Origin of the sequence: Stenotrophomonas maltophilia R551-3 (assembly GCF_000020665.1) — a bacterium.
Classification (GTDB): domain Bacteria; phylum Pseudomonadota; class Gammaproteobacteria; order Xanthomonadales; family Xanthomonadaceae; genus Stenotrophomonas; species Stenotrophomonas maltophilia_L.
This window is the reverse complement of sequence record NC_011071.1, coordinates 3589312-3614498: the sequence shown is the minus strand read 5'-3', so window position 1 is coordinate 3614498 and position 25187 is coordinate 3589312. Positions and strand designations below refer to the sequence as shown.

At 66.4% G+C, this 25187-nt stretch carries 20 protein-coding genes; 14 read left to right on the top strand and 6 right to left on the bottom strand.

From position 1 onward, the window contains the following. Positions 1 to 71 precede the first annotated feature (71 nt). The 3 genes from SMAL_RS16395 to SMAL_RS16385 are packed head-to-tail and all read left to right on the top strand — an operon-like array spanning position 72 to position 2231. Complete coding sequence (locus SMAL_RS16395) at positions 72 to 437, top strand: BlaI/MecI/CopY family transcriptional regulator (protein ID WP_012481135.1); 366 nt, start codon at positions 72 to 74, stop codon at positions 435 to 437. Beyond that, the gene (locus SMAL_RS16390; protein WP_012511966.1) at positions 430 to 1671 is read left to right on the top strand and encodes a M56 family metallopeptidase; all 1242 of its coding nucleotides are present in this window, start codon (positions 430 to 432) and stop codon (positions 1669 to 1671) included. Before SMAL_RS16395 ends, SMAL_RS16390 begins: the two co-directional genes overlap by 8 nt. Further along, on the top strand, positions 1668 to 2231 hold the full coding sequence (locus tag SMAL_RS16385) for a hypothetical protein (RefSeq protein WP_012511965.1): 564 nt from the start codon (positions 1668 to 1670) through the stop codon (positions 2229 to 2231). The genes SMAL_RS16390 and SMAL_RS16385 overlap by 4 nt, the downstream gene beginning before the upstream one ends. Before the next feature lie 65 nt (positions 2232 to 2296). Here SMAL_RS16385 and SMAL_RS16380 read toward each other — a convergent pair whose 3' ends face one another. The 3 genes from SMAL_RS16380 to SMAL_RS16370 form a co-directional block, all read right to left on the bottom strand. Continuing rightward, positions 2297 to 3097, bottom strand: a complete 801-nt coding sequence (locus tag SMAL_RS16380) for an MBL fold metallo-hydrolase (RefSeq protein WP_006388709.1) — start codon at positions 3095 to 3097, stop codon at positions 2297 to 2299. Between the two features lie 11 nt (positions 3098 to 3108). Continuing rightward, a complete protein-coding gene (locus tag SMAL_RS16375; RefSeq protein WP_012511964.1) occupies positions 3109 to 3927 on the bottom strand; it encodes a S1/P1 nuclease in 819 nt (272 codons plus the stop codon). 566 nt (positions 3928 to 4493) lie between these two features. After that, positions 4494 to 5123 (bottom strand): OmpW/AlkL family protein, encoded by a 630-nt coding sequence (locus SMAL_RS16370; protein ID WP_012511963.1) that lies wholly within the window; start codon positions 5121 to 5123, stop codon positions 4494 to 4496. Positions 5124 to 5316: 193 nt separating this feature from the next. Between SMAL_RS16370 and gap the strand changes: the two genes are divergently transcribed. From gap to SMAL_RS16330, 8 genes are all read left to right on the top strand, one after another. Beyond that, entirely contained in the window at positions 5317 to 6321 is a 1005-nt protein-coding gene (gene gap / locus SMAL_RS16365) for a type I glyceraldehyde-3-phosphate dehydrogenase (protein ID WP_006388661.1), read from the top strand. A 125-nt stretch (positions 6322 to 6446) separates the two neighbouring features. After that, on the top strand, positions 6447 to 9122 hold the full coding sequence (locus SMAL_RS16360; RefSeq protein ID WP_012511962.1) for a DUF2339 domain-containing protein: 2676 nt from the start codon (positions 6447 to 6449) through the stop codon (positions 9120 to 9122). Then, on the top strand, positions 9119 to 10495 hold the full coding sequence (locus SMAL_RS16355; RefSeq protein ID WP_012511961.1) for a DUF3999 domain-containing protein: 1377 nt from the start codon (positions 9119 to 9121) through the stop codon (positions 10493 to 10495). Before SMAL_RS16360 ends, SMAL_RS16355 begins: the two co-directional genes overlap by 4 nt. Positions 10496 to 11220: 725 nt before the next feature. Then, positions 11221 to 12396 (top strand): phosphoglycerate kinase, encoded by a 1176-nt coding sequence (locus SMAL_RS16350; RefSeq protein ID WP_012511960.1) that lies wholly within the window; start codon positions 11221 to 11223, stop codon positions 12394 to 12396. Beyond that, the gene (locus SMAL_RS16345; protein ID WP_012511959.1) at positions 12393 to 13046 is read left to right on the top strand and encodes an HAD-IA family hydrolase; all 654 of its coding nucleotides are present in this window, start codon (positions 12393 to 12395) and stop codon (positions 13044 to 13046) included. Before SMAL_RS16350 ends, SMAL_RS16345 begins: the two co-directional genes overlap by 4 nt. A 214-nt stretch (positions 13047 to 13260) precedes the next feature. Then, entirely contained in the window at positions 13261 to 14727 is a 1467-nt protein-coding gene (gene pyk / locus SMAL_RS16340; RefSeq protein WP_006388586.1) for a pyruvate kinase, read from the top strand. Between the two features lie 196 nt (positions 14728 to 14923). Next, positions 14924 to 15928: a class I fructose-bisphosphate aldolase gene (locus SMAL_RS16335; RefSeq protein ID WP_006388532.1), complete on the top strand. Its 1005-nt coding sequence runs from the start codon at positions 14924 to 14926 to the stop codon at positions 15926 to 15928. Positions 15929 to 16057: 129 nt separating this feature from the next. Further along, a complete protein-coding gene (locus SMAL_RS16330; RefSeq protein ID WP_012511958.1) occupies positions 16058 to 17206 on the top strand; it encodes an iron-sulfur cluster assembly protein in 1149 nt (382 codons plus the stop codon). Between the two features lie 91 nt (positions 17207 to 17297). Here the strand turns inward: SMAL_RS16330 and SMAL_RS16325 are convergent, their stop codons facing one another. Both SMAL_RS16325 and cysK read right to left on the bottom strand, forming a co-directional pair. Next, a complete protein-coding gene (locus SMAL_RS16325; protein ID WP_006388480.1) occupies positions 17298 to 17897 on the bottom strand; it encodes an O-acetyl-ADP-ribose deacetylase in 600 nt (199 codons plus the stop codon). A 292-nt stretch (positions 17898 to 18189) separates the two neighbouring features. Beyond that, positions 18190 to 19149: a cysteine synthase A gene (gene cysK, locus SMAL_RS16320; protein ID WP_012511957.1), complete on the bottom strand. Its 960-nt coding sequence runs from the start codon at positions 19147 to 19149 to the stop codon at positions 18190 to 18192. 207 nt (positions 19150 to 19356) lie between these two features. On the opposite strand from cysK, the gene SMAL_RS16315 reads away from it, so the two are divergent. Beyond that, complete coding sequence (locus tag SMAL_RS16315) at positions 19357 to 20340, top strand: LysR family transcriptional regulator (protein WP_012511956.1); 984 nt, start codon at positions 19357 to 19359, stop codon at positions 20338 to 20340. A gap of 475 nt (positions 20341 to 20815) precedes the next feature. Here SMAL_RS16315 and SMAL_RS20895 read toward each other — a convergent pair. Further along, positions 20816 to 22167, bottom strand: a protein-coding gene (locus SMAL_RS20895) for an IS3-like element ISStma2 family transposase (RefSeq protein ID WP_087943697.1) whose coding sequence is annotated in 2 segments (ribosomal slippage) — positions 20816 to 21720 and positions 21720 to 22167 — 1353 coding nt in all. Because the reading frame shifts where the segments join, the coding sequence is not laid out codon by codon here. A 239-nt stretch (positions 22168 to 22406) separates the two neighbouring features. On the opposite strand from SMAL_RS20895, the gene SMAL_RS16300 reads away from it, so the two are divergent. Both SMAL_RS16300 and SMAL_RS16295 read left to right on the top strand, forming a co-directional pair. Further along, a complete protein-coding gene (locus SMAL_RS16300) occupies positions 22407 to 22838 on the top strand; it encodes a DUF2946 domain-containing protein (protein ID WP_012511955.1) in 432 nt (143 codons plus the stop codon). A gap of 72 nt (positions 22839 to 22910) precedes the next feature. Next, a complete protein-coding gene (locus tag SMAL_RS16295; RefSeq protein WP_012511954.1) occupies positions 22911 to 24974 on the top strand; it encodes a TonB-dependent copper receptor in 2064 nt (687 codons plus the stop codon). The last annotated feature ends 213 nt before the right edge of the window (positions 24975 to 25187 follow it).

Below are 25187 nucleotides of genomic sequence, written 5' to 3'. Positions count from 1 at the left end.
CCTGGAGTCGAGGGGCTTGACAGGCGATTCGATTACGCGCGTAATCGGGTTGTCGATTACGGATGTAAACCATGACCCCGATCAGCGAAGCCGAAGCCGTTGTGATGGAGGTGCTGTGGCAGCAGGCACCGCGTAGCGCCGACGAGGTGGTGGCCGCGCTGGCCCACCGCGACTGGGCCGAGCCGACCATCAAGACCCTGCTCAACCGCCTGCTGACCAAGGGCGCGATCGCCGCCGAGCGCGATGGCCGGCGCTACCTGTACCGGCCGCTGCTGCAGCGCCAGGCGTGGGTGGAGGCGCAGAGCCAGGACTTCATCGGCCGCGTCTTCGAAGGGCGGGTGGCACCGCTGGTCGCGCACTTCAGCGAACGCGGCCAGTTGAGTGCGCAGGACATCGCCGAACTGAAGAAGCTGATCCAGGAGCTGGACCATGACTGAGCTGCTCGATGGACTGTGGCAGGCCAGCCTGTGGCTGGCACTGGGTGTGGTCGTGCTGGCGGTGCTGCGTCCCTTGCTGGTGCGCCTGGGGGGCGTGGCGTTGGCCTACCGCAGCTGGTGGCTGCTGCCGTTGCTGGGGGCATCGTTGCTGCTGCCGTTGCCGCAGGTGGCACTGCTGGAGCATGTGCCAACGCTGCCGTTGAAAGTGGTACCCGGCGCCGTCGAAGGCATGACAGGGCAGTCGTTGCCGTGGGCCGGGCTGTTGCTGCTGGCATGGACGCTGGGGGCGGTCCTCTGTCTGCTACGCGATCTACGTGCGCAGTGGCGCTTTGAACGCGGCATGGGCCAACTGTGCGCACGCGCCGATGGCAGCTGGCAGGCCAGCGTTGATCCCGGGCTGCCGGCGCTGGTCGGCCTGTGGCGTCCACGCATCGTGGTAGGCCCGGACTTCGACCAGCAGTTCACCGCACAGGAACAGGGCCTGATCCTGCAGCACGAGCGCAGCCACCGTCGCAATGGCGATCACTGGGCCAATGGGGCGCTGCTGATGGCACGCGCGGTGTTCTGGTTCCATCCGCTTCTGCCGTGGGCCGCCCGCCGATTCCTGCGTGACCAGGAGCTGGCCTGCGATGCCCGCACCATTGCCCCGCAGCCTGCACTGCGTGGTCTCTACGCCAGCACGCTGCTGAAGGCGCAGCTGGTCCATCCGGTTGCGCCAGCGGTCTGCCATTGGCGCAGCCAACCCGTGTTGAAGGAGCGTATCGCCATGTTGAAGCAGTCCAAGCGGAAGGCATTGCCGTGGGTGTCGGGGCAGGTGCTGGTGGTCGGGTTGTGCCTGGGAATGGGAGCGGTGGCGTGGGCCAGCCAGGGTGGCGCGACGGGCGTGCCGTCGATCAGCGTCGAGCCGTTCGAACATGCTGAAGAAGATGCGGCCAAGGCGGGGCTGGACCGTCCGATCCAGGTCGACAAGATGCCGCCACCGTCCTATCCGAAGTCCGCCATCGAACAGCGCCAGGTGGGCGTGGTGAACCTGCGCGTGGACGTGGATGCCAACGGCCATCCGACTGACTTCCAGGTGCTCAGTGCAACCAATCCGGGTGTGTTCGATGCGGTGTCGATCGCCGCTGCGCGGAGCTGGACCTATCGTCCGGCGATGAAGAACGGAAAGCCCGTTGCAGGGGCTGTGAAGATTCCGATCACCTATGCCATGGACAACACCGAGGACTCCCAGTGAAGTCCGCGCCACTGTTGATGATGGCGGCGCTGTTGGCAGGGTGCGCGACCCAGGATCGCCTGACCACCGTTGATACCCGCAGCGAGAATGTCGGCCATCAGCGCCTGCAGCCGCAGACCGGTGGCGGCAGTGGGCAGCTGCAGGCCTATTCGCTGGGCGCGAGCGAGGGCTACCGGATGCCGCAGTTGTACGCGGCGCCGGATCCGGAGGTCGGTGATCGTGACCCGCGTGCGGAGCTGGCACCGACCACCATCTGCCTGCAGGTGGTGGTTGATGCCAATGGCGCAGTCGAGCGCAGCCTGCCATTGACTGATCGCTCCGGGTGCGCGGCAGGTGCCGCACGCGAGAATGCGCCCCTTCTGCAGGCCGCACAGGAAGCGGTGGCCATGTGGAAGTACTCGTCCGCAGCGGTCTGCCACTTTGCGGCTGGCAAGGTGCCTGCCGACCGCGGCGACTGTCGCGGCGCCGAGCGCATCGAGCCGGTGGCGGTCACCCTGCAGTACGCCTTTACGTTCGAAATCGTGAAGGGTCAGCATGTGGTGCGCACACAGGGGAAATGAACGCCCGCGATGCCTGACCGAAAACGGTAACGCCGGGCCATGCCCGGCGAGCGCAGCGGCGTGGATCAGGCCCCGCCCTGGATGTTGGCCTTCACCGCGGGCTGCATCAGCTTGGGTTCTTCCAGCGTTGCATCGCGTGCTTGGCGCACGCTGACGAATTCCGCCTCGGCCACGCCGTCATGCACGTGGATGTTGTGTGCGCGCTGTTCGCCGATGGTGGTTTCGTTGGCGAATGCACGACCACCCGGACCGTAGTCGTGGCAGACGAACACGCGGGTCGCATCGGGCAGCGCCAGCAGGCGCTGGATTGAACGGTACAGCTGCGCGGCATCGCCACCCGGGAAATCGCAGCGGGCGGTACCGCCGTCGGGCATGAACAGCGAGTCACCGGTGAACAGCGCATCGTCGATCAGGTAGGCGATGCTGTCGCTGGTATGGCCGGGCACGGCGATCACCTGGCAGCGCAGTTCGCCAAGAGCGAAGGTTTCGCCATCGCCGAACAGGTGATCGAAGATTTCATCCGCTGCAGGAAGCTGCAGGCCGTAGCGCGGCGCGAAGGTGGCCTGCACCGCACGGATGCCTTCGCCGATGGCCAGCGTGGCCTGCGGGAAGCGTTGCTTGAGCCGGCGCCCACCCGATACGTGGTCGGCGTGAGCGTGTGTCTCCAGCAGCCAGCGCAGCTGCAGGCCCTGTTGTTCGATGGCCTGCAACGCGGCATGCAGCGGCGCTTCACTGCTGGCGTCGGTATCCGGGTCGTAGTCCAGGACCGGGTCGATCAGCGCCGCTTCGCCGCTGGCCGGATCACTGACCAGATAGCTGAAGGTATTGCTGTCACGGTGGAAGAACGACTGCACCTGGACTGACATTGGAACGCTCCTCAGCGCGTGCCCAGCACGCGGTTCAGCAACTGCGCCAGGTTCTCACCGGCCAGTCGCAGCTGCGCTTCGGCCAGCGGCCGGTAGCGCTCGGTGTATTCATCACCGATTTTACGCGTGGCCGGATAAACGCCAGCTTGCATGGAAATGCGGCAGCTGGCCTCGGCCCACGTCTGCGGGTCACGTTGGGGGTTGGACTGGCGCGCCAGCTTCGGCGCGCGCTGGCCCTGCAGCAGCGGCAGATAGCCGGCGTCGTCCAGCTTGCGGGTGTTGAGCATGCCGCTGTCCCACAGCGAGTGCAGGTTGGTACCGCGGTTGCCGAACTGAAGCTGGAAGTCGTTGCCGCCCTTGTCGTGGGCGTAGCCAGCGTGCATCGGCTGGTGGATGTCGCCGACCAGGTGCACGACGAACTTCAGCGCCTGCAGGCGCTCGCCGTCGGTCAGGCTGCGGTCGCCGAGGATGGTGCTCTGCGCCTTCAGGGCCTCGACGATGCAGTTGCCGTTCTTGCAGTGCTTCGGTGCTTCGTAATGGCAGTTGTCTTCGGCGATGTTGACGTAGTGCCAGCCGGCCGAGCGACGGCCCAGGCCCGGATCCTTGGCACGCAGCTGATCGGCCCACGGCGCGATGCTGGCCAGCGTGGCGTCCGGTTCGGTGGCCAGCAGGCGGTCCACTTCGGCGCGGGCGGTGGGGTTGAGGCGGGCGTCGGCGACTTCGGCGACAAGGCGGTGGCCTTGCGCGCCCCAGGCATGGGCAGGGGCGGAGACGGACAGCAGGGCCGGCGCCAGGGCGGCGGCGAGGAAGAAGGAGTGCAGGGCTTTCATGTGCACATTCTAGCGGGGGTAGGTGGATTGAAGAGCGGCGCGTTCCTGTTCCGAAGTGGGAGCGCAGCGGGAGGGGCGGCGGGACACGCCGTAAACCCATCCATGGGGGCTCGATGGCGCCATCCATGGCACCAACGGTCCCGCCGCCCCTCCCGCTGCGCTCCCCTCCAAACATGGCCGCGGAGGCGGATGCAAACGTCAAAGGCAACATCAAAAACAAATGCAGGATCAAAATCGGCCTCCTGCAATTACAGGCAACCACTACGCCTCGGATGTTCAGGTTCTGCTTCTGCTCTTGCCTTTGCTTGAGCTGGCACGCGCGCGCAGATGGGAAGGGTGGAGAGGGTGGGGTGATCGGGACCGTTCGCCGCATGGATGCGGCGATCGAGCCTACAGGGACGTATTTACGGCGTGTCCCGATCACCCCACCCTCTCCGCCCAATTCCAGATGCCGGTGCTTTTCGCGCAAACAAAAAAAGCCCCGGCAATCACCGGGGCAACATGCTGCGAGGGTTTTGCGTGTAGCGGGGGAGCGGGGGCGAAGCCCCCGCGCTCAACACACCGCTTTAGAACTTGAAGACGTACGAAGCGCCGTAGACCAGCGGATCGATGTTGACCGTGCCGATCTTCTCGCCGTTCAACTTCACCTTGCTGTCGATGTCGATCCAGCGCATGTCCACGCGCAGCGCGCCCTTCTCGCCGATCGCGAAGTCCACGCCCGCATGCGCGGCCAGGCCCCACGAATCCTGCAGCTTCAGGCGGCTGTCCTTCAGCGCACCGGTGGTGTCTTCGCTGAAGAAGGTCGTGTAGTTCACGCCCGCACCGATGAACGGCGACACCTTGCCCCTGCTGTTGAAGTGGTACTGCACGGTCACCACCGGCGGCAGCTGCTTGGTGCTGCCCACGCGGCCGAGCCCGTTGATGTTGATGTCGTGCTTGAACGGCAGCGCGGCCAGCACTTCGATGCCCAGATTGTCGGCGATGAAGTATTCACCGGTAATGGTCGGCTTGACGTCGTTGTCGACATCGACCTTCAGGGTGCCGTTGGCCAGCCAGCCGTTGTTCGACTTCGGTGCCACCTGGTGGATACCGGCCGAAACGGTCCAGTCGCCCTTGGACTGGGCCATGGCCGGGGCGGCGGCGAGGGACAGGGCGGCGGCCAGGCTGGCCACGATCAGGGGGGAGGTCTTGCGCATGGGGGTGATCTCGTTGCTGGGTGGATGCGGCCAGTCTCGGCCTCACGTCGCGCTAACGCTTTGATCCGGATCAAATCCTGTCCGCCAGCCCGCTGCCGGCAGGGGCTGGCCCACGGTGGCCATGCCCGGTTTGCTAGACTTGTGGGCCCTATCCATCCCGCCGCACCCGACGCGGCCGCAGGAGCTTGAGAACATGGCAATCAAGGTTGGTATCAACGGTTTCGGTCGCATCGGGCGTAACGTCCTGCGCTCGGCGGTGCTGAACTTCGGCGACGACATCGAAATCGTGGCCATCAACGATCTGCTGGAGCCGGATTACCTGGCCTACATGCTCAAGTACGACTCCGTGCACGGCCGCTTCAAGGCCGATGTGGCGGTGCAGGGCAACGACCTGCTGGTCAACGGCAAGAAGATCCGCCTGACCCAGGAACGCGACCCGGCCAACCTGAAGTGGAACGACGTGGACGTGGACGTGGTGATCGAGTCCACCGGCCTGTTCCTGACCAAGGAAACCGCGCAGAAGCACATCGACGCGGGCGCGAAGAAGGTGATCATGTCGGCGCCGTCGAAGGACGACACCCCGATGTTCGTCTACGGTGTGAACGACAAGACCTACGCCGGCCAGGCGATCGTCTCCAACGCCTCGTGCACCACCAACTGCCTGGCGCCGCTGGCCAAGGTCATCAATGACAAGTGGGGCATCAAGCGCGGCCTGATGACCACCGTGCATGCGGCCACCGCCACCCAGAAGACCGTCGATGGCCCGTCCAACAAGGACTGGCGCGGCGGCCGCGGCATCCTGGAGAACATCATTCCGTCGTCCACCGGTGCGGCCAAGGCCGTCGGCGTGGTCATCCCGGAACTGAACAAGAAGCTGACCGGCATGAGCTTCCGCGTCCCGACCTCGGACGTGTCGGTGGTCGATCTGACCGTCGAGCTGGAAAAGGAAGCCACCTACGCCGAGATCTGCGCTGAAGTGAAGGCACAGAGCGAAGGCCCGCTGAAGGGCATCCTGGGCTACACCGAAGACAAGGTCGTGGCCACCGATTTCCGCGGCGAAACCTGCACCTCGGTGTTCGACGCCGAAGCCGGTATCGCCCTGGACAGCACCTTCGTCAAGCTGGTGACCTGGTACGACAACGAGTGGGGCTACTCGAACAAGTGCCTGGAAATGGCCAAGGTCGTCGCCGCCAAGTAAGGCCAGCAAAGATCGCACGCGGACCCCGGCCTGGCCGGGGTTCGTCGTTTATGGGGCCGGCACTGTCGTAGCATGGGCCGGTCGACCGCTGCCGCTGGGGCGCGGGATCGCAATGGAAGCACGCAATGGAAGCATTGATAGCCCTGGTCGTACTCGTCCTGCTGGCCATTCCGCTGCTGCTGGTGGTGGCGCTGGTGATGATTGCCGGCCTGCGCCGTCGCGTCGCCGCGCTGGAGAGCGCCCTGGACGGCGCGCCGGCCCCCCGCGCAGCGGCCTCAACCACCACCGAGGCCGCGCCTGCACGGCCTGCCGCCGCGGCTTCCACCAGTGCCGATCCGCCGTTCCTGCGGCCGGTGCTGGCCACCCCGCCGCTGCCACCACCGCCGCCGCTGCGCGAACAGGCCTCGGCCGAAGTGCCCGCGCCGCGACCGCTCACGCCGCCTCCGGTGCCACCGTCACCAGTACAGCCGCCGTTGCCGGCCGAGCCGGCGCTGCCGAATTTCATCGAGCGTGGCGTCGGTGCGGTCAAACGCTGGTTCACCGAAGGCAACGTGCCGGTCAAGATCGGCATGCTGGTGCTGCTGGCCGGTGTCGCCGCACTGCTGAAGTACGTCAGCGACCAGGGCTGGCTGGTGCTGCCGATCGAACTGCGCCTGGCCGGCGTCACCGTGGGTGCACTGGGCCTGCTGGCCTTCGGCTGGCACCAGCGCGAACGTCGGCGCCTGTTTGCGCTGGCCCTGCAGGGCGGTGCCATCGGCGTGCTGCTGCTGACCATCTTCGCCGCGTTCAAACGCTTTGAACTGCTCAACCCAGGCTTTGCCTTTGCCAGTTCGATCGCACTGGTGGCCGGGCTGTGCGTGCTGGCGGTGGTACAGAACTCGCGCACGCTGGCGGTGCTGGGCATCCTCGCCGGCTTCATGGCGCCGTTGTGGCTGTCCACGGGCAGCGGCAACCACGTGGGGTTGTTCAGCTATTACGCGGTGCTCAACGCAGGCATTTTCGCCATCGCCTGGTTCCGTCCATGGCGTGCGCTGAATCTGCTCGGCTTCGCTTTTACGTTCGGCATCGGTACCTTCTGGGGCGTGCTGCAGTACGCGCCTGAGAAGTTCAGCAGCACCGAGCCGTTCCTGTTGCTGTTCTTCGCCTTCTATCTGTTGATCCCGCTGCTGTATGCACGCCGTCAGCCGGCGGGTCGGCGCGATCTGGTCGACGGTAGCCTGGTGTTCGGCACGCCGCTGGTCGCGTTCTCGCTGCAGGCCGGCATGCTGCATGAGCAGCCGATGACGCTGGCACTGTGTGCACTGGGCCTGGCTGCGATCTACGCGGTGCTGGCGCGGGCGCTGATCGCGCGTGCGTCGTACACCGTGCTGGCGCAGTCGCATGCGGTGCTGGCGGTGGGCTTCGCCACGCTGGCGGTGCCGTTGGCGCTGTCGGCGCGTGCAACCGGTGCGGTGTTCGCACTGGAAGGTGCCGGCCTGGCCTGGCTGGGGCTGCGCCAGAAGCGCTGGCTGCCGCAGGTGTCCGGTGCATTGCTGCAGATGGGTGCCGCGTTCGCCTTCGTTGCCGGTGGCGATCACTGGCATGAGGACCTGCGTTTCCTGCTCAACCCGACGGCGATTGGTGCGCTGCTGCTGGCCGTGGCCGGCTTCGCGTCGGCGTGGAGTTACCAGCGCAGGGAGCGTCACGAGATCGCGCTGGTCTACTACCTGTGGGGACTGCTGTGGTGGCTGGGTGGCCTGGTGCACGAGATCACCCGGTTCTTCCCCTACCGCATCGAAGTGGATGCACTGCTGGTGCTGGCCGCGGTTACCGCATGGTTGGCCGCGGAAATGCAGCGTCGCCAGCCGGCGCGCGCGCTGGGCGTGACTGCACTAGCGATGCTGGCGCTGGGCTTCCCGCTGGCGCTGATGCAGAGCGATGCGCACCAGCAACCGTTCGCCGGCTACGGTGCGCTGGCCTGGGCGGTGTTCGCGGTACTGGGTGTGCGCACGCTGCTGTGCCTGCGCCAGGGCGGCGACACCGTGGCACGCATCGCGCAGTTCCTGTGGTGGCTGCTGTGGCCGTCGCTGCTTTCGCTGCTGGCCCTGTGGGGCGGTGGCGAGGCCAACTTGGCGCAGGGCTGGACGACCCTGCTGGTCACGCTGCCGTGGCTGCTGATGGCGGCGCTGTCGCTGTGGCGCTGGAACGTCCTGCGCTGGCCGCTGGGCGTGGCCTTCGACAGCGTGCGCCTGCCGCTGCAGTGCGTGCTGTTCGGCCTGCTGTCGATCGGCTGGTTGTTCGGCCAGCTGCTGCCGGGTGATGCCGCGCCACTGCTGTGGCTGCCGGTATTGAACCCGGCCGAGATCGGGCAGTGGCTGAGCCTGCTGTTGCTGGCGCGCTGGCTGTACAGCGATCAGGCGCCGCAGGCACTGCTGAAGGTCCGCCTGCCCGTGCTGGCGCTGGCGGCCTTCATTGCGCTGACCAGCCTGGTGCTGCATGGCGTGCACCAGTGGGGCGGCCTCTCCTGGAGTGCCTCGATGATGCGCTTCAGCCTGGCCCAGACCAGCTTGACCGTGCTGTGGAGCGTGCTTGGCGTGATCGCCTGGGTATGGGGCTCGCGTCGCGGCCAGCGCGTGTTGTGGATGGTGGGTGCCGTGCTGATGGGCGTGGTGCTGGCCAAGCTGGTACTCATCGATCGCCAGCACCTGGGCAACCTGCTCGGCATCGCATCGTTCATCGCCTACGGCCTGCTGTGCACGGTCGTGGGGTATCTGGCACCGGCACCGCCCAGCGCGGCGCCGTCCGTGGAGGAAAAACAATGAGGAAGTGGAGCAGGGCGCTGCTGCCGGTGATGTTCGGCATGCTGGCCGCCGTCGCGGCACAGGCCGCCGAGTACCGCACCCAGTACGCCGAACAATGGCCGTTGACGTTGTCCAGTGTGCAGTCCGGCGCGTATCGCGTCGTGCTGGAACCGGCGATCTACCGCCGTGCCGGTGCCGCCGACCTGGGCGATCTGCAGGTGTTCAACGCGGCGGGCCAATCGCTGCCATCGGCGCTGCTGGCACCGGACCAGCCGTTGGCACAGCCGCCGGTGCAGCGCGAGCTGCCATGGTTCGTGCTGCCGCCGCTGGCCGAAGCGCAGCGCAATGACCTGCAGCTGCTGACCGAACGCGATACCGACGGCCGCGTGCGCCGGGTTGAAGCGCGTGTGGGCGGCGGCGCGGTGACGAACGGGCAGGGCGGTTGGCTGATCGACGCCAGCGTGCTTGGCCAGCAGCCGTTGGCAGCGCTGGTGCTGGACTGGGCCGACAGCGGCCAGCCGCTGCAGGCACAGGTGCAGCTGGACGCCAGCGACGATCTGCAGAACTGGCGCCCGATCGCGCGGGACGTGCCGCTGGTGGACCTGCAGCGCGCCGGCAAGCGCCTGTTGCAGCGCCGGCTGCAGGTGGATAGCAGCGCTCGCTACGTGCGCGTGTTGGCACAGGGCGAAGCACGCCTGCCGACCCTGCGCAGTGTGCTGGCCGAGCTGCCGCCTGCACCGGCCACGCTGCCGTGGGAATGGCTGTCGCTGGAGCCGACGTCGAAGGGCAAGGGCGAGTACACCTTCGAGCTGGACGGCCGCTTCCCGGTGGCGCGCGCCGACGTGGCCAGCACCGACAACAGCCTGGTGCAGTGGACGTTGTTCAGCCGCGATGACGAGAGCGCGGAATGGCAGCGCCGCAGCGCACCGTGGATTGCCTACCAGCTGCAGCAGGGCGCCCAGGGCCAGCGCCAGCAGTCTGCCGCGCAACCGCTGGGCGGCATCCACCGCGACCGTTACTGGAAGCTGGTGGCGAACCCGGCTGAAACGGCGACGGCGCCGACCCTGCGCCTGGGCTATCAGCCGGAAGTGCTGGTGTTCCTGAGCCAGGGCGCGGCACCGTATGCGTTGGCGGTAGGCAGTTCGACCGCACGCCGGGCGGAGGCACCGGTGGGGGTGCTGATCGAGGAACTGCGGCAGCGCAATGACCCCTCCTGGCAGCCGACGCTGGCGCGCCTGGAAGGCAGCCCGGAACCGCTGGCCGGCGACGCGGCGCTGAAGCCGCAGCGCGATTGGAAGGCGTGGCTGCTGTGGGCGTTGTTGGGGTTGGGCGTGCTGGTGGTGGGCGGCCTGGCGGTCAGCCTGCTTCGGCAGAAGCCTGCGCCTTCGGCGTAGGTTCCGGCGAACGGCGCAGCCCCTCGTGGGTGGGCGGTTGGTCGCGTAGAGCGAAAAGCCGCGCTTGGCCGGGCGGGTGGGCTGGGCAGGGGACGCCGTGAATCCGTCCCTGGAGGCTTAGCCGCGCCATCCATGGCGCGGATACCCCTGCCCAGCCCACCCGCCCGACCTCTGACAGTTTCCGTGTGCGTCCACCCATGGAAGAGAAAAAAGAAGAGCAAAAGCAAAGCAGCTTGGCTGCGCGCTTCTTGTAGAGCCGAGCCGACGCTCGGCTGCTGTTCGCGATAGATCCAGCCGAGCCCACGCTCGGCTCCACAGAACAACGATGCCATCGGGGTCAGATCCGTTTTCCGCAGGAAAACGGATCTGACCCCTTCATTTTCCAACCGACATCAGAAACCGCTTCTGCTTTTGCCATCCGCTCCGCCACATGAACCTGTCGAGGCCGGGGTGGTGTGGGCTGGCAGGGGGGTGAGCGGCATGGATGCCGCGACCAAGCCCCCATGGATGGGTTTACGGCGTCCCCTGCCAGCCCACACCACCCCGGCCCATCCACAGCACCACGAAGCGCCAGCGCTTTGGCTTCGGCCGTTGCTGTTGCTGTTGCCGTTGCTGTCGCCCTGCGCTTCTGCCTGCCGCAGGCATCGGCCCTCCCACCACCCGCACCCGATACAATGGCCGTCTGCCGTAGCCCGGCATCCCGTCCCTGAGCCAAAGAGTTGCCCATGTCCATCGTCCGCATGACCGACCTCGACCTCTCCGGCAAGCGCGTGCTGATCCGCCAGGATCTGAACGTGCCGATCGAGAATGGCCGCATCACCTCCGAACAGCGCATCACCGCTTCGCTGCCGACGCTCAAGCGCGCGCTGGAGCAGGGCGCGGCGGTGATGGTCACCTCGCACCTGGGGCGCCCGAAGGAAGGCGTGTGGAGCGAAGCCGATTCGCTGGCGCCGGTGGCCCAGCGCCTGTCCGAGCTGCTCGGCCGCGAGGTTCCGCTGGTGCGCGACTGGGTCGACGGCGTCGACGTGCAGCCGGGGCAGCTGGTGCTGCTGGAAAACTGCCGCATGAATGTCGGCGAGGGCAAGGACGATGAAGCCCTGTCGAAGAAGTACGCCGCGCTGTGCGACGTGTTCGTGATGGATGCCTTCGGTACTGCGCACCGCGCCCAGGCCTCCACCCACGGCGTCATCCGCTTCGCACCGGTCGCGGCCGGTGGCCCGCTGCTGATGGCCGAGCTGGATGCGCTGGCCCAGGCGCTGGATGCCCCGGCCAAGCCGCTGCTGGCGATCGTCGCCGGCAGCAAGGTCAGCACCAAGCTGGAACTGCTTGCCAGCCTGGTTGGCAAGGTCGACCAGCTGATCGTCGGTGGCGGCATCGCCAATACCTTCATCGCCGCCGCTGGCTACAACGTCGGCAAGTCGCTGTATGAGCCGGACCTGCTGGACACCGCGAAGAAGATCGTCGCCGATGCCAAGGCCCGTGGCGCGGACATCCCGCTGCCGGTCGACGTGGTCACCGCCAAGCAGTTCCTGCCCGATGCCGTGGCTGAAGTGAAGGCGGTCGATGCCGTCGCCGAAGACGACCTGATCCTGGACATCGGCCCGCAGACCGCCGCGCAGTACGCGCAGCTGATCGAAAACGCCGGCACCGTGGTCTGGAACGGTCCGGTCGGCGTGTTCGAGTTCGAGGCCTTCAGCAAGGGCACCGAAGCGCTGGCGCGCGCCATCGCCAGCTCCAACGCGTTCTCCATCGCCGGCGGTGGCGACACCCTGGCTGCGGTCGACAAGTTCGATATCGCCGCGCAGGTCAGCTACATCTCCACCGGCGGTGGTGCGTTCCTGGAGTTCCTGGAAGGCAAGACCCTGCCGGCCGTGGCCGCACTCGACGCGCGCGGCGCATGAATGCCGACCACGGCAGGGATGTGCTGTTCTTCGACCTCGACGGCACGCTGATCGATTCGCAGGTGGGCATCACCGCCTGCATCGCCTACGCGCTGCAGAAGATGGACCATCCGGTGCCGCCGCAGGACACCCTGCTGGGCTGGATCGGTCCGTCGTTGCGGACCACCTTCGCGCCGCTGTTCGTCGAACCGGCGCGGGTGGAACAGGCCGTCGGCTACTACCGTGAACGTTTCGATGCCGAAGGCTGGCGCGAGCACACGGTGTATCCGCAGGTGGAAGACACGCTGCGCACGCTGCACGGTCGTGGTCACCGCCTGGCGGTGGTCACCGCCAAGAACGAGCCGCATGCGCGCCGCATCCTTGCCCACCTGCCGTTCGGCGGGCTGTTCGAGGAGATCGTCGGCTCGACCCTGGATGGCTCGCGCAGCCACAAGCCGGAACTGGTCGGTGAAGCGCTGCGCCGGCTGCAGGTGCAGCCGGCGCACTGCTGGATGATCGGCGACCGCCGCATGGACATCGAAGGCGCGCGTCACCACGGCCTGCGCAGCATCGGTGTGCTGTGGGGCTTCGGTGGCGAGCAGGAGCTGACCGAGGCCGGCGCCGGGCAACTGGCACGCGAACCGGCGCAGCTGGAAACGCTGCTGGCGTGATGCGCCTTTGATCGGTAGCGCCGGGCCATGCCCGGCGGCTTTGCCCAGCACCCGCCGGGCATGGCCCAGCGCTACCACGACCCTGCGCCAGCGTATGTCCGGCCGATGTCCGTTCGATGACCCGCGAAGTCAGGCAGCGCAAGGCTGTAACCGTATACATGCGGCGTGAAGGATGTGCTAATTTCCGTTCTTTATCGGGAGAGGCCCATTCACCATGTTCGAGCGTCAGCGTCGCACCAAGATCCTTGCCACCCTCGGCCCGGCCACTGATCCGCCGGGCGTGCTGGAGGATCTGTTCCGCGCCGGCGTCAACGTGGTGCGGCTGAACTTCAGCCACGGTGATCCGTCCGGCCAGGCCAAGCGCGCCGCCGAAGTGCGTGCGGCTGCGGCCCGCGTCGGCGTGGAAGTGGGCATCCTGGCCGACCTGCCGGGCCCGAAGATCCGCATCGAGCGCTTCGCCGAAGGCAAGGTGCAGTTGAAGGCGGGCGACCGTTTCGACCTGATCGCCAGCACCAATGCCGGCCCCGGTGATGCGACCCAGGTCGGCGTGAGCTACCTCGGCCTGCCGCAGGACGTCGGCCCGGGTGATGTCCTGCTGCTCGACGATGGCCTGATGCAGCTGCAGGTGGTCGAAGTGGAAGGCGAGCGCATCATCAACACCGTGCTCAACGACGGCGCGCTGTCTGACCGCAAGGGGCTGAACAAGCAGGGCGGTGGCCTGTCGCTGGGCGCGCTGACCGAGCGCGACAAGGAACTGATCGGCATCGTCGCCAAGATCGGCGTCGACTTCATCGCCGTGTCGTTCTGCCGCAATGCGCAGGACATGAATGACGCGCGCGAGATCGCTGAATCGCACGGCTGCTACGCCGCGCTGGTGTCGAAGATCGAGCGCACCGAGGCCATCGAAAACCTCGAAGAGATCGTCGAGGCCAGTGACGTGGTGATGGTTGCGCGCGGTGACCTCGGCGTGGAAATCGGCGATGCCGAACTGCCGGGCCTGCAGAAGAAGATCATCAAGGCCTCGCTGGCGCAGAACAAGGTGGTCATCACCGCTACGCAGATGCTGCAGTCGATGGTCGAAAGCCCGATCCCGACCCGCGCCGAAGTGCTGGACGTGGCCAACTCGGTCATCGACGGCACCGATGCGGTCATGCTGTCGGCCGAAACTGCTGCCGGTGCCTACCCGGTCAAGGCCGTGGAAGCGATGGCGCGGATCTGCCTGGGTGCCGAGCGCCAGTTCCAGACCGAGACCGACTTCAACGCCTCGCCGCGCAACCTGGAACGTGCCGACCAGGCCATTGCCATGGCCACCATGTTCCTGTCGCAGCACGTGGGCGTGCGCGCGATCGTGGCGATGACCGAGTCCGGTGGCACCGCCCGCTACCTGTCGCGCTTCCGCGCCAAGGCGCCGGTGTTCGCGGTCACCCGCCATGACGGCGCCCGTCGGCAGATGGCGCTGATGCGCGACGTGTATCCGATCAACTTCGACAGCCGTGGCCTGACCCCGCGCGAAGCCGCGCGCGGCAGCATCCGCCTGCTGGTTGAAGCCGATCTGCTGCAGGCCGGCGACCGCGTGGTGTTCACCAGCGGCGAGCACATGGAAACCCTGGGTGCGACCAACACCCTGCGCCTGCTGGAAGTGGGCGAAGACGGCCGCGCCAGCGGTCTGGGCGACCTGTAAGTATTGTTGGCCTGGGGTCCGAGCCGCGTTGCGGATCCGACCCCGGGTCAGATCCCCGAAGGGGCTCTGACCCCATGCCACAGGACATCCCTTGTCCAGTGCGGACATTGGAATCGTTTCCAGCCTGGCCTCTACGGCGAGGCAACGGGTAGCGGGGCTATACTTACGTTTTTCCCGCACCCGCCACAGGAAGTACATGAGCATCGAACAGCTGGCTGAAACCGCCCAGGCCATGGTTGCCCCGGGCAAGGGCATCATCGCGATCGACGAATCCACCGCTACCATCGCCAAGCGTTTCGCCGGCGTCGGTATCGAGAACACCGAGGAGAACCGTCGTGCCTACCGCGAACTGCTGCTGACCACGCCCAAGCTCAACGAGCATATTTCCGGCGCCATCCTGTACGACGAAACCATCCGTCAGTCGACCAAGGACGGCGTGCCGTTCGCCAAGTACATGGCCGACCACGGCATGATTCCGGGCATCAAGGTGGACAAGGGTGCGCACCCGCTGGCCGGCTGCCCGGGCGAGCTGGTGACCGAAGGCCTGGACGGCCTGCGCGAGCGCCTGCAGGAGTACTACAAGCTGGGCGCGCGCTTCGCCAAGTGGCGTGCGGTGATCAACATCGGCGAGAGCATTCCGTCGGGCACCTGCATCGAGTCCAACGCCCACGCGCTGGCCCGCTACGCAGCGCTGTGCCAGGAATGCGGCCTGGTGCCGATGGTCGAGCCGGAAGTGATCATGGACGGCGACCACGACATCGAGACCTGCTATGAAGTCACCGAAGCGACCCTGCGTTCGCTGTTCGATGCGCTGTACCAGCAGAACGTGCTGCTGGAAGGCACCATCCTGAAGGCCTCGATGGTCATCTCCGGCAAGAACTGCGATGAGCAGGCCGACGTCGAGGAAGTGGCCGAGTCGACCGTGATGTGCCTGAAGAGCACCGTGCCGGCGATCCTGCCGGGTGTGGTGTTCCTGTCCGGCGGCCAGAGCGACGAGCAGTCCACCGCTCACCTCAACGCCATGAACCAGATGGGCAACCTGCCGTGGCCGCTGAGCTTCTCCTACGGCCGCGCGATGCAGCAGGCTGCGCTGAAGCTGTGGGCCAAGGACATGAAGGGCAACTACGCTGCTGCCCAGAAGACCGTGTACGAGCGCGCCAAGGACAATGGCCTGGCCGCGCTGGGCAAGTGGAACGGTTGATCCGTCCCATCGCAGGATGAACAGGGCAACGCCGGCATCACGCCGGCGTTTGCTTTTGCGGGTATCGTTTCCGCCCCCACGCACCGGGCCGGTGTGCGGGACATACATGGAAGGCCAAGGAGAAAAAACATGCGTTTGGCAGCAATCACAGTGGCCGTTGCCACGGTCCTGATCGCCGGCGGTTGCAACCGCATCGGTGGCGGTGGTGACGCAGGCAAGGCCGCGTCGCTCGATTTCGACAAGCCGGTGTCCGGCGAAATCACCTCGCGCAGCGGCATCAACTTCAACGACGGCAGTCACCACCAGCTGTACCAGATCAAGCTGGAAGACAAGGACCTGGTCGGCCTGAAGCTGACCGGTGCACTGACCGGTTCGATCGCCGTGTTCAACAACGGCAGCCTGGTATCCACCAGCAATACCGGCTACGAACGCGAAGGCGACGTCTCGCTGGCCTTCCGTGCCAACGGTGGCGGCACCTACCAGGTGGCGGTCAACGCCGATGGCCCGAGCGCCTTCGGTCCGTATCGCCTGCGCGCCGAGAAGCTGAAGCCGTATGACGGCAAGCCGCTGTTGGGCAGCGGTGAGATCGCCGACATGCTGGCCGGCAGCTCGCAGGACTACACCCTGCAGGTGGACAAGGCTGGCCTGTACGAGATCCGCCTGGTGTCGGATGTGTTCGACCCGGTGCTGAAGCTGTCGGGCCAGGGCGTTGAGGCCGAAAACGATGATGGCAACGACAGCACCAACTCGCGCCTGACCCTGTCGCTGAAGCCGGGCAAGTACACCTTGACCGCGCGCGGTCTGGGCGACGGTGTCAATGGCATGTTTACCCTGTCCGCCAATCGCATCGAACTGCCGGGCAATCTGGTTGAACGCGATGGCACCGCCCTGCCGAAGTCGGGCAGCGTGTACACCATGCTCGACAACGATGGCCGCCGTCGTTTCCTGCTGACCCTGGATCGCCCGGCCGACGTGCGCCTGGATGCGATCTCCAGCCAGGTCGACACCGTGCTGCGCGTGGTCGGCGGTGATGTCGAGCTGACCGACGACGACGGTGGCAACGGTACCAATGCGCGCCTGGAGGAGACCTTGCCGGCCGGTCACTACACCATTGACGTGTCCAGCCTGAACAATGGCGCGGGCATGGTGGAAGTGCGCGTGCAGGTGGAGGGTGCCAGCGCCGACGGTGCCGCAGCCTCAGCCGCGCGCGCGGCTGCAGACGCTGCTGCCGCAGTGGCCGATGATGCCGCTGCTGCGGTGGAAGCTGCCAGCCGTTGAGGTGATCCAAGCGCAGCGTGGATGACCTCAAGGCCGCAACAGAAAAGGCCGGGCATTGCCCGGCCTTTTCTGTTCCAACCCCTTCAGCCGTTCAATGCGCGGCTGCAAATCCGGTATCGCCCAATGGTGGCAGCATCGAGCTGCGTGGCTCGTTGTCCGCGTTCTGGCCGGCAGCGGTCAGTGCCTGCTGGTACGCCTTGGCGGTAGCGGTATTGAACGCCACCAGCACGATGCGCATCGGTTGTGCATGGCTGCGCTGCCATGCCAGCGTTTCGGTCACTGCGATCTGCGCGGCTTGGTACAGCGGGTAGCCGTACACGCCGCAGCTGATCGCGGGGAAAGCGATCGATGTCACGCCCAGCGATTCTGCCAGCTGCAGGGACTTCCAGTAGCAGTTGGCCAGCAGCGCCGGTTCGTCGCGTTGACCGTCGTGCCACACCGGGCCGACCGTATGCAGCACATGCCGCGCCGGCAACGCATGGGCGTCGGTGGCACGCACTTCGCCGGTCGGGCAGCGCACACCGGGGCGCAGTTCCGGCAGCTGCTCGCATTCGGCCAGCAGCGCTGGGCCAGCAGCGCGATGGATCGCACCGTCGACACCGCCACCACCGAGCAGTGTTTCATTGGCCGCGTTGACGATCGCATCCACCGCCAGGGTCGTGATGTCGCCCTGCCAAACTTCGATCTTCATGCGTCCGTCTCCTGCCTGTGAGGTGTTCCGCGCAGCATCTGCGCCGGCTGTTCCCAAGGTAGGGGACAGGGCATTGATACTGCGTCATGACCGTCTCACGCGCTGCGATCCGGCGGCCTTCACGCACGATGGCTGGCGGCGCCTTCACGCAGGCTGAAGCAGAAAGGGGGAGGTGGCGAAACGGTAGCGCCGGGCCATGCCCGGCGGATGGTGGACGAAGCGAATGCCGGAAACAGCAACGCCGGGCATGGCCCGGCGCTACCTTGAACGAAAACGGGATTCGACCCTGGGCTCACGGCAGGCCGGCCAACCAGTCGTCGTCGGAACCTTCATTCACATCGGCGAACAGCGGCGTGGAGAAGTAGCGTTCACCGGTGTCCGGCAGCATCGCCAGGATCACCGAGCCCGGTTCGGCGCGCGCGGCCACATCCAGTGCGCTGGCAACAGTGGCGCCAGCGGAGATGCCGACGAAGATGCCTTCCTCCGCCGCCAGGCGGCGGGCGGTGGCGATCGCGCGGTCATCTTCCACCGTCACCAGTTCATCCACCACATCGCGGTTGAGCACGTCCGGCACGAAGTCCGGGGTCCAGCCCTGGATCTTGTGCGGCTTCCAGTCATCGCCCTTCAGCAGCGCGGCGCCGGCCGGTTCGGTGGCGATGATGCGCGTCTGCGGGCGCGCGACCTTCAGCACTTCACCGACGCCGGTGAGGGTGCCGCCGGTGCCCCAGCCACTGACGAAGTAGTCCAGTCGCTTGCCGGCGAAGTCGCGCAGGATCTCGGCGGCGGTGGTGTTGCGGTGGTACGCCGGGTTGGCCGGGTTGGCGAACTGGCTGGCCAGGAACCAGCCGTGCTGCTCGGCCAGTTCGGCGGCCTTGCGTACCATGCCGCTACCGCGCTCGGCGGCCGGGGTCAGGATCACTTTGGCGCCATACGCGCGCATCAGCTTGCGCCGTTCCACCGAGAAGGTTTCGACCATGGTCGCCACGAACTTGTAGCCGCGCGCGGCGGCGACCATCGCCAGTGCCACGCCGGTGTTGCCCGAGGTGGCCTCGACGATGGTGTCGCCCGGCTTGAGCAGGCCACGCGCTTCGGCGTCGAGGATGATCGCCAGCGCCAGGCGATCCTTCACAGAGCCGCCCGGGTTGAACGACTCGACCTTGGCGTAGAGGCTGACCTGTGGCGGCGCCAGGCGCTGCAGCTTGACGATTGGGGTGTTGCCGACGGTGTCGAGGATGGAGTCGTACAGGGCCATGGAAGCGCTCCGGAGAGGGGCCGCGCCGGGCTGCGGCGGGCGAAGGGGGAGGGCTGGCTGTTCAGGCCAGCGGCTGCCGGCTGACCGTAGCGCCGGCATATGACGCCCGGAAATGACCAGATACCTTTCTTAAACAACCTTTGGTTATAAGCTGGTGACGGCAATTGACCCTAGAGTGGACCTCCGCCCCCACATCGCCCGCCTGCCATGACGCTGACCCAGCTGCGCTATCTGGTTGCCATCGCCGACGCCGAGCTGAACATCACGCTCGCCGCCTCGCGCGTGCATGCCACCCAGCCCGGCCTGTCCAAGCAGCTCAAGCAGCTGGAGGACGAGCTCGGTTTCCTGCTGTTCGTTCGCAAGGGCCGCAGCCTGGAGTCGGTCACACCGGCCGGTACCGAGGTCATCGCCCGCGCCCGCTCGGTGCTGGCGGAGGCCAACAACATCCGCACCTACGCGGCCAACCAGCGCCGCGAGAGCCAGGGCCAGCTGATCCTGACCACCACCCACACCCAGGCGCGCTTCGTGCTGCCGCCGGCGGTGGCAGCGATCAAGCAGGCGTATCCGCAGGTGAGCGTGCATCTGCAGCAGGCCGGTGAAGCCGATGCACTGGATCGCTTGAACCAGGGCGATGCCGACATTGCGATCATCAGCACCGCTGGCAGCGAGCCTACCGATGGCATTGCGGTGCCGCTGTTCCGCTGGCGGCGCCTGGTGGTGGTGCCCAAGGGCCACCCGCTGGACCGCGCAGGCCGCACCCCGGACCTCGCCGCGCTGGCCCGGCAGCCGCTGATCAGCTACGAATCCTCGACCCGGCCGAATTCATCGCTGCAGCGTGCCTTTGCCGCCAACGGCCTGGTGCCGGATCTGGCGCTGACCGCGCTGGATGCCGATCTGATCAAGACCTATGTGCGCACCGGTCTGGGCGTGGGTCTGCTGGCCGAGATGGCGGTCAGTTCCAACGACGAGGACTTGAAGGCATGGCCGGCGCCGGCACCGATTGCCGAGTGCATCGCCTGGGCGGTGCTGCCGCGCGACCGCGTGCTGCGCGACTACGCGCTGGAGCTGGTGCACGTGCTGGCGCCGCAGATCGATCCGCGCGACCTGCGCAGGGTGCTGGATGGCAACCAGGCGGCGGCGTGGCCGGTACCACCGACGTGGGAGTCACTGACCCAGACCATCACGGTGTGAGGTTGGTCGAGCAGGGCGTGCCGCCCTGCACCCGCGGTAGTGCCGGCCGCTGGCCGGCAACCTCAGAAGCAACAGCAACATCAAATGCGGGTTTCCTGTGGGATGGCGGGGCGGTGTGGGCAGGCAGGACACGCCGTAAACCCATCCATGGGGGCTCGATGGCGCCATCCATGGCGCCAACGGTCCTGCCTGCCCACACCGCCCCACCTCTGACAGATTCTGGCGGCTATTGGTAGGTGTCGACCTTGGTCGACACGGTAGATCCACGCCATGCGTGGATGAAAGCTGTCAGATATCGAAATACATCTGGGGTCAGATCCGTTTTCCGAAGGAAAACGGATCTGACCCCGAGAGTCGTTCCGACAGATCGCGGAAAACTGTCGAAGGCGGGGTGGGTCCGGTTGCGGGAGTGTCCGCGGCATGGATGCCGCGGCCAAGCCCCCAGGGTGAAGTGACCCCCGAGACTTGGACGGGGTCAGGCGGCCGATTGGGCCTGCTCCCGGTACTTTATCGGGCTGAGACCTTTCAGTTTCAGTTTGATGCGCTCTTCGTTGTAGTACTGGATGTATTCCACCAGCCCAGCTTCCAGACTCTCGATGCTGTCAAAGCTGTTCAGGTAGAAGAATTCCGACTTCAGCGTCCCAAAGAAGCTCTCCATCGCCGCATTGTCCAGGCAGTTGCCGCGCCGGGACATGCTTTGTTTCAACGAGTGCTTTTCCAGCATGTGCCGGTAGTTTTCATGCTGGTACTGCCAGCCCTGGTCGGAGTGGATCATGGGGCGCTCATCCGGGGGAAGCTTCTTGATGGCCTCCTCCAGCATTTGGCCCACCAGATCAAATACGGGCCGACGCTTGATCTGATAAGCCACGATTTCGCCGTTGTAGAGGTCCATGATCGGCGACAGGTACAGCTTCATGCCCTGCACCTTGAACTCGGTCACGTCAGTCACCCATTTCTGGTTGGGGCGCTCGGCATGGAACTGGCGATTGAGGTCATTGCCAACCACAACGTTGGCCGCCCCCTTGAAGGCCTGGTAGCGCTTCACACGCACCCGCGATTTCAGCCCCATCTCCCCCATCAGGCGCTGAACCCGCTTGTGATTGGTCCGATGGCCCTGATTGGCTAATTCCAGCGTCACCGTGCGATAGCCATAGCGCCCTTGGCTTTGATCGTAGATTGCACGGATGCGCTCGCACAGCTGTGCCTCGTCCTGATCCGGATGGGCCAGGACATGGTTCTGGTAATAGAACGTACTGCGTGACAGCTCAGCTGCTTCGAGCAGAAGCGACAGCGTATGAACCTGCCTCAATCCTTGGACGGCTTGCGCTTTGCGTCCTGCGCCGCCTGCTCTTCCCGGATCAAGGCATCGAGTTTTTTTAGGTAGTCGGTCTCCGCACGCAGATAGGCGACTTCCTTGAGCAGCTCATCGCGGCTCATATCTTCAGGTGGCTTGGACGAACGGGTCTTTTTCATCGGCTTTCGGGGCGGCGGCGGAGGGGGTGCCAACGCTTGGGCACCGCCTTGAGCATACAGGCGCCGCCATCGCCCCACCGCGCCGGCATCGCCAATTTGAAAGTAGGTGGTGGCCTCCCGCCCGGACATGCCGTCCTGGCTCATTTTCTCCAGGACAGCCAGCTTGAACGGGAGGTCATAGAACCGGGCCTGGCGATGAAATCCTCGCCAACCATGCAGCCGATAGGTCGCCACCCAGCGCCTGACCGTGGAGAACTCCAGGCCGTGGCGACGGGCAATGGCTTTGACCGATGTGGAGGTCTTGCAGGCCTCTTTGGCGACCTGCAGTTTGAAACGCGCGTCGTATCTGTTCATGTATCCCTCGGGGTTGGATCTGGTGTCCAATTCCCGGGGGTCACTTCAGGGACGGGTTTACGGCGTCTCCCGCAACCGGACCCACCCCGCCTACCCACAGGAATTCCGCTTCTGCTTCGGCTGTTGCTGTTGCTGTTGCTCCAGCTCGCAGCGGGTGCAGGGCGCAGCCCTGCCGATAAACCCCCTCCTGCGACGGTTCGTCGCACGGGTAACCCTGGACCCGGCTCTACACTAGCGGGGTGACCCGCCTGTCCCGCCCGCAGCGCCTTCTGCTCCAGCTCGCCGTCCTGGCGACGCTGTTGATGGTGCTTGCGCCACTGGTCAGCCGCTCGCTGCAGGCGCAGCCGATGGAGCATGCCGCGATGGCAGGCATGGACCACGCCGCCATGGGCCATGACATGCACGACATGGCCATGCCTGGGCACGATCAACACGGCGCCGCGCCGGCAGCGCCCAGCCGTCCGGCCGACCCCCACGCCATGCATGGCGAAGCCTGCGAATACTGCGTGCTGGCCATGCGCCTGCTGCCGTGGCTGGCCGTGCTGGTGCTGCTGTTGCCTCTGTTGTGGCGGCCGCAGCTGGCGTTCCCATGGTCGCAGCAGGTGCTGCCGGCACTGCGGTGGCCGGCACATGCCGCGCGTGGGCCGCCGCGCTTCTCCATCGTTCGCTGATGTCCCTATCGAATCTGCCGCACGACGCCTGACCGGGCGCCGTGCGCGCGTGCGTACTTTGGAGCTGTTCCGATGAAAATGACTTCCCGCCCCGCGGGCGCCTGCGCGCGCCTGCCGGTTGCCCTTGGCCTGGCCGTGACCGCGTCACTGGCTCACGCTGCGCCTGCCGAAGAGGCGCGCACCCTCGACACGATGGTGGTGACCGCCGCTGCACCGTCCTCGCCGCTGCACTGGGTGACCGATCCGCGCCTGCCGCGGCAGCCGGTGCCCGCCAGCGACGGTGCTGATTACCTGAAAACCGTCCCCGGCTTCTCCGCCATCCGCAACGGTGGCACCAATGGCGACCCGGTGCTGCGCGGCATGTTTGGTTCGCGCCTGAACATCCTCAGCAACGATGGCAACCTGATCGGTGCCTGCCCGTCGCGCATGGACAATCCGCTGTCCTACATCGCGCCGGAAAGCTTCGACCGGCTGACCATCATCAAGGGGCCGCAGAGCGTGCGCTGGGGCGCGGGCGCGTCGGCCGGCACCGTGCGTTTCGAGCGCGATACGCCGCGCTTCGAGGAACCGGGCCTGCGTGCCGATGCCAGTGCGCTGGTCGGTTCGCGCAACCGCAACGACCAGGTGCTGGACCTGACCCTGGGCAATCCGACCGGTTACGTGCGTGCAAGCGGCAACCGTTCCGAAGCCGATGACTACAAGGACGGCAATGGCGACGTGGTGCCGTCGAAGTGGCGCAAGTGGAACGGCGACGTGGCCATCGGCTGGACGCCGGATGCCGACACGCTGCTGGAAATCTCCGCCGGTGCCGGCGATGCGATCGCGCGCTACGCGGGCCGTGGCATGGACGGTGCCGCGTTCGAGCGCACCAGCTACGCGGCGCGCTTCGAGAAGCGCAACCTGCCGGGTGCGTGGGACACGCTGCAGGCCAATGTGTACTACAACGAGGCCGATCACGTGATGGACAACTACACGCTGCGCACGCCGAACCCGCACAGCATGATGCCGATGCCGATGGCCTCTAACGTGGACCGCCGCACCCAGGGCGGGCGGGTCAGTTCCGAGTGGCGCTGGCAGGATGTGCAGCTGGTGGCCGGTGTGGATGGAGAGGGCAGTCGTCACCGCGGCCGCATGGGCATGGGCCGCGACACCTACCGGCAGGCGGCGTGGGAGACCGATGCCAACTTCCGCCGCTACGGTGCCTTCACCGAACTCACCCTCGGCGCCGGCACCGACCAGCGCTGGATCAGCGGGCTGCGCATCGATCGCGCCAGCGTCCGCGATGAGCGGCAGTCGGTGCGCGGGATGATGGGCAACCGGCCGAACCCGACCGCTGGCCTGCAGCGCAAGGAATGGCTGGGCAGTGGTTTCCTGCGCTACGAGCAGGATCTGGCCGACGGCCTGACCTGGTACGCCGGCCTCGGCCACAGCGAGCGCATGCCCGACTACTGGGAGCTGTTCTCGCCCAACCAGGGACCGGCCGGCGCGGTGAATGCATTCAGCGGCGTGCAGCCCGAGCGCACCACCCAGCTTGATGTGGGCATGCAGTACAAGGGTCCGCGCGTGCACGCTTGGGTCTCGGCGTACGCCGGGCAGATCCAGGACTACATCCTGTTCACCTACCACGGCAGCGGGATGATGGGCATGAGCCAGGCCCGCAACGTCGATGCCCGCATTGCCGGTGCCGAGGCGGGCGTGGAAGTGGCGCTGGCCGAACAGTGGAAACTGGGCGGCACGCTGGCCTATGCCTGGGGCGAGAACCGCGACCAGCAGCGACCGTTGCCGCAGATGCCGCCGCTGGAAGCGCGCCTGAGTGCGAACTGGGAAGGCCAGCGCTGGAGTGCTGGCGCCCTGCTGCGGGCGGTGACCCACCAGCACCGTGTCGCCGATGGCCAGGGCAACGTGGTCGCGCAGGACCTGGGACCGAGCGCCGGCTTCGCCACCTTTGCGCTCAACACCGCCTACCGCTTCAGTTCGCAACTGCAGCTCAGCGCGGGTGTCGACAACCTGTTTGACCGCGCCTACAGCGAGCACCTGAACCTGGCCGGCAGTGCCGATTTCGGTTTCCCGGCCGACCCGGTACGCATCAATGAGCCGGGCCGCAGCGTGTGGATGAAGGTGAACTACCGGTATTGATCCGCCGGGCAAAAAAAACGGGGCCGGATCCCCGCCAGGATCCGTCCCCGCCCGACGCCCTCTGTCGGGCAGCTTCGACTCTACGATGGCAACGTCGGCAATGGGTCGCTGGATACACCCCGACACAAGTCGACACCGCCAGCACCAGCCTTGCACGGAACCGGTTGAAGGCGCTAGCGCGGTGCCGGTTCCACGCCGGTAAACGCTTGGCAC

Bases quoted from the DNA above. Each gene is read 5' to 3' on its own strand.
- SMAL_RS16325 (WP_006388480.1), bottom strand. From the start codon at position 17,897: ATGAAGATCGAAGTTTGGCAGGGCGACATCACGACCCTGGCGGTGGAT.
- SMAL_RS16315 (WP_012511956.1), top strand. From the start codon at position 19,357: ATGACGCTGACCCAGCTGCGCTATCTGGTTGCCATCGCCGACGCCGAG.
- SMAL_RS16355 (WP_012511961.1), top strand. From the start codon at position 9,119: ATGAGGAAGTGGAGCAGGGCGCTGCTGCCGGTGATGTTCGGCATGCTG.
- SMAL_RS16295 (WP_012511954.1), top strand. From the start codon at position 22,911: ATGAAAATGACTTCCCGCCCCGCGGGCGCCTGCGCGCGCCTGCCGGTT.
- SMAL_RS16360 (WP_012511962.1), top strand. From the start codon at position 6,447: ATGGAAGCATTGATAGCCCTGGTCGTACTCGTCCTGCTGGCCATTCCG.
- SMAL_RS16390 (WP_012511966.1), top strand. From the start codon at position 430: ATGACTGAGCTGCTCGATGGACTGTGGCAGGCCAGCCTGTGGCTGGCA.
- gap (WP_006388661.1), top strand. From the start codon at position 5,317: ATGGCAATCAAGGTTGGTATCAACGGTTTCGGTCGCATCGGGCGTAAC.
- cysK (WP_012511957.1), bottom strand. From the start codon at position 19,149: ATGGCCCTGTACGACTCCATCCTCGACACCGTCGGCAACACCCCAATC.
- SMAL_RS16395 (WP_012481135.1), top strand. From the start codon at position 72: ATGACCCCGATCAGCGAAGCCGAAGCCGTTGTGATGGAGGTGCTGTGG.
- SMAL_RS16375 (WP_012511964.1), bottom strand. From the start codon at position 3,927: ATGAAAGCCCTGCACTCCTTCTTCCTCGCCGCCGCCCTGGCGCCGGCC.
- SMAL_RS16330 (WP_012511958.1), top strand. From the start codon at position 16,058: ATGCGTTTGGCAGCAATCACAGTGGCCGTTGCCACGGTCCTGATCGCC.
- SMAL_RS16335 (WP_006388532.1), top strand. From the start codon at position 14,924: ATGAGCATCGAACAGCTGGCTGAAACCGCCCAGGCCATGGTTGCCCCG.
- SMAL_RS16370 (WP_012511963.1), bottom strand. From the start codon at position 5,123: ATGCGCAAGACCTCCCCCCTGATCGTGGCCAGCCTGGCCGCCGCCCTG.
- pyk (WP_006388586.1), top strand. From the start codon at position 13,261: ATGTTCGAGCGTCAGCGTCGCACCAAGATCCTTGCCACCCTCGGCCCG.
- SMAL_RS16350 (WP_012511960.1), top strand. From the start codon at position 11,221: ATGTCCATCGTCCGCATGACCGACCTCGACCTCTCCGGCAAGCGCGTG.
- SMAL_RS16345 (WP_012511959.1), top strand. From the start codon at position 12,393: ATGAATGCCGACCACGGCAGGGATGTGCTGTTCTTCGACCTCGACGGC.
- SMAL_RS16380 (WP_006388709.1), bottom strand. From the start codon at position 3,097: ATGTCAGTCCAGGTGCAGTCGTTCTTCCACCGTGACAGCAATACCTTC.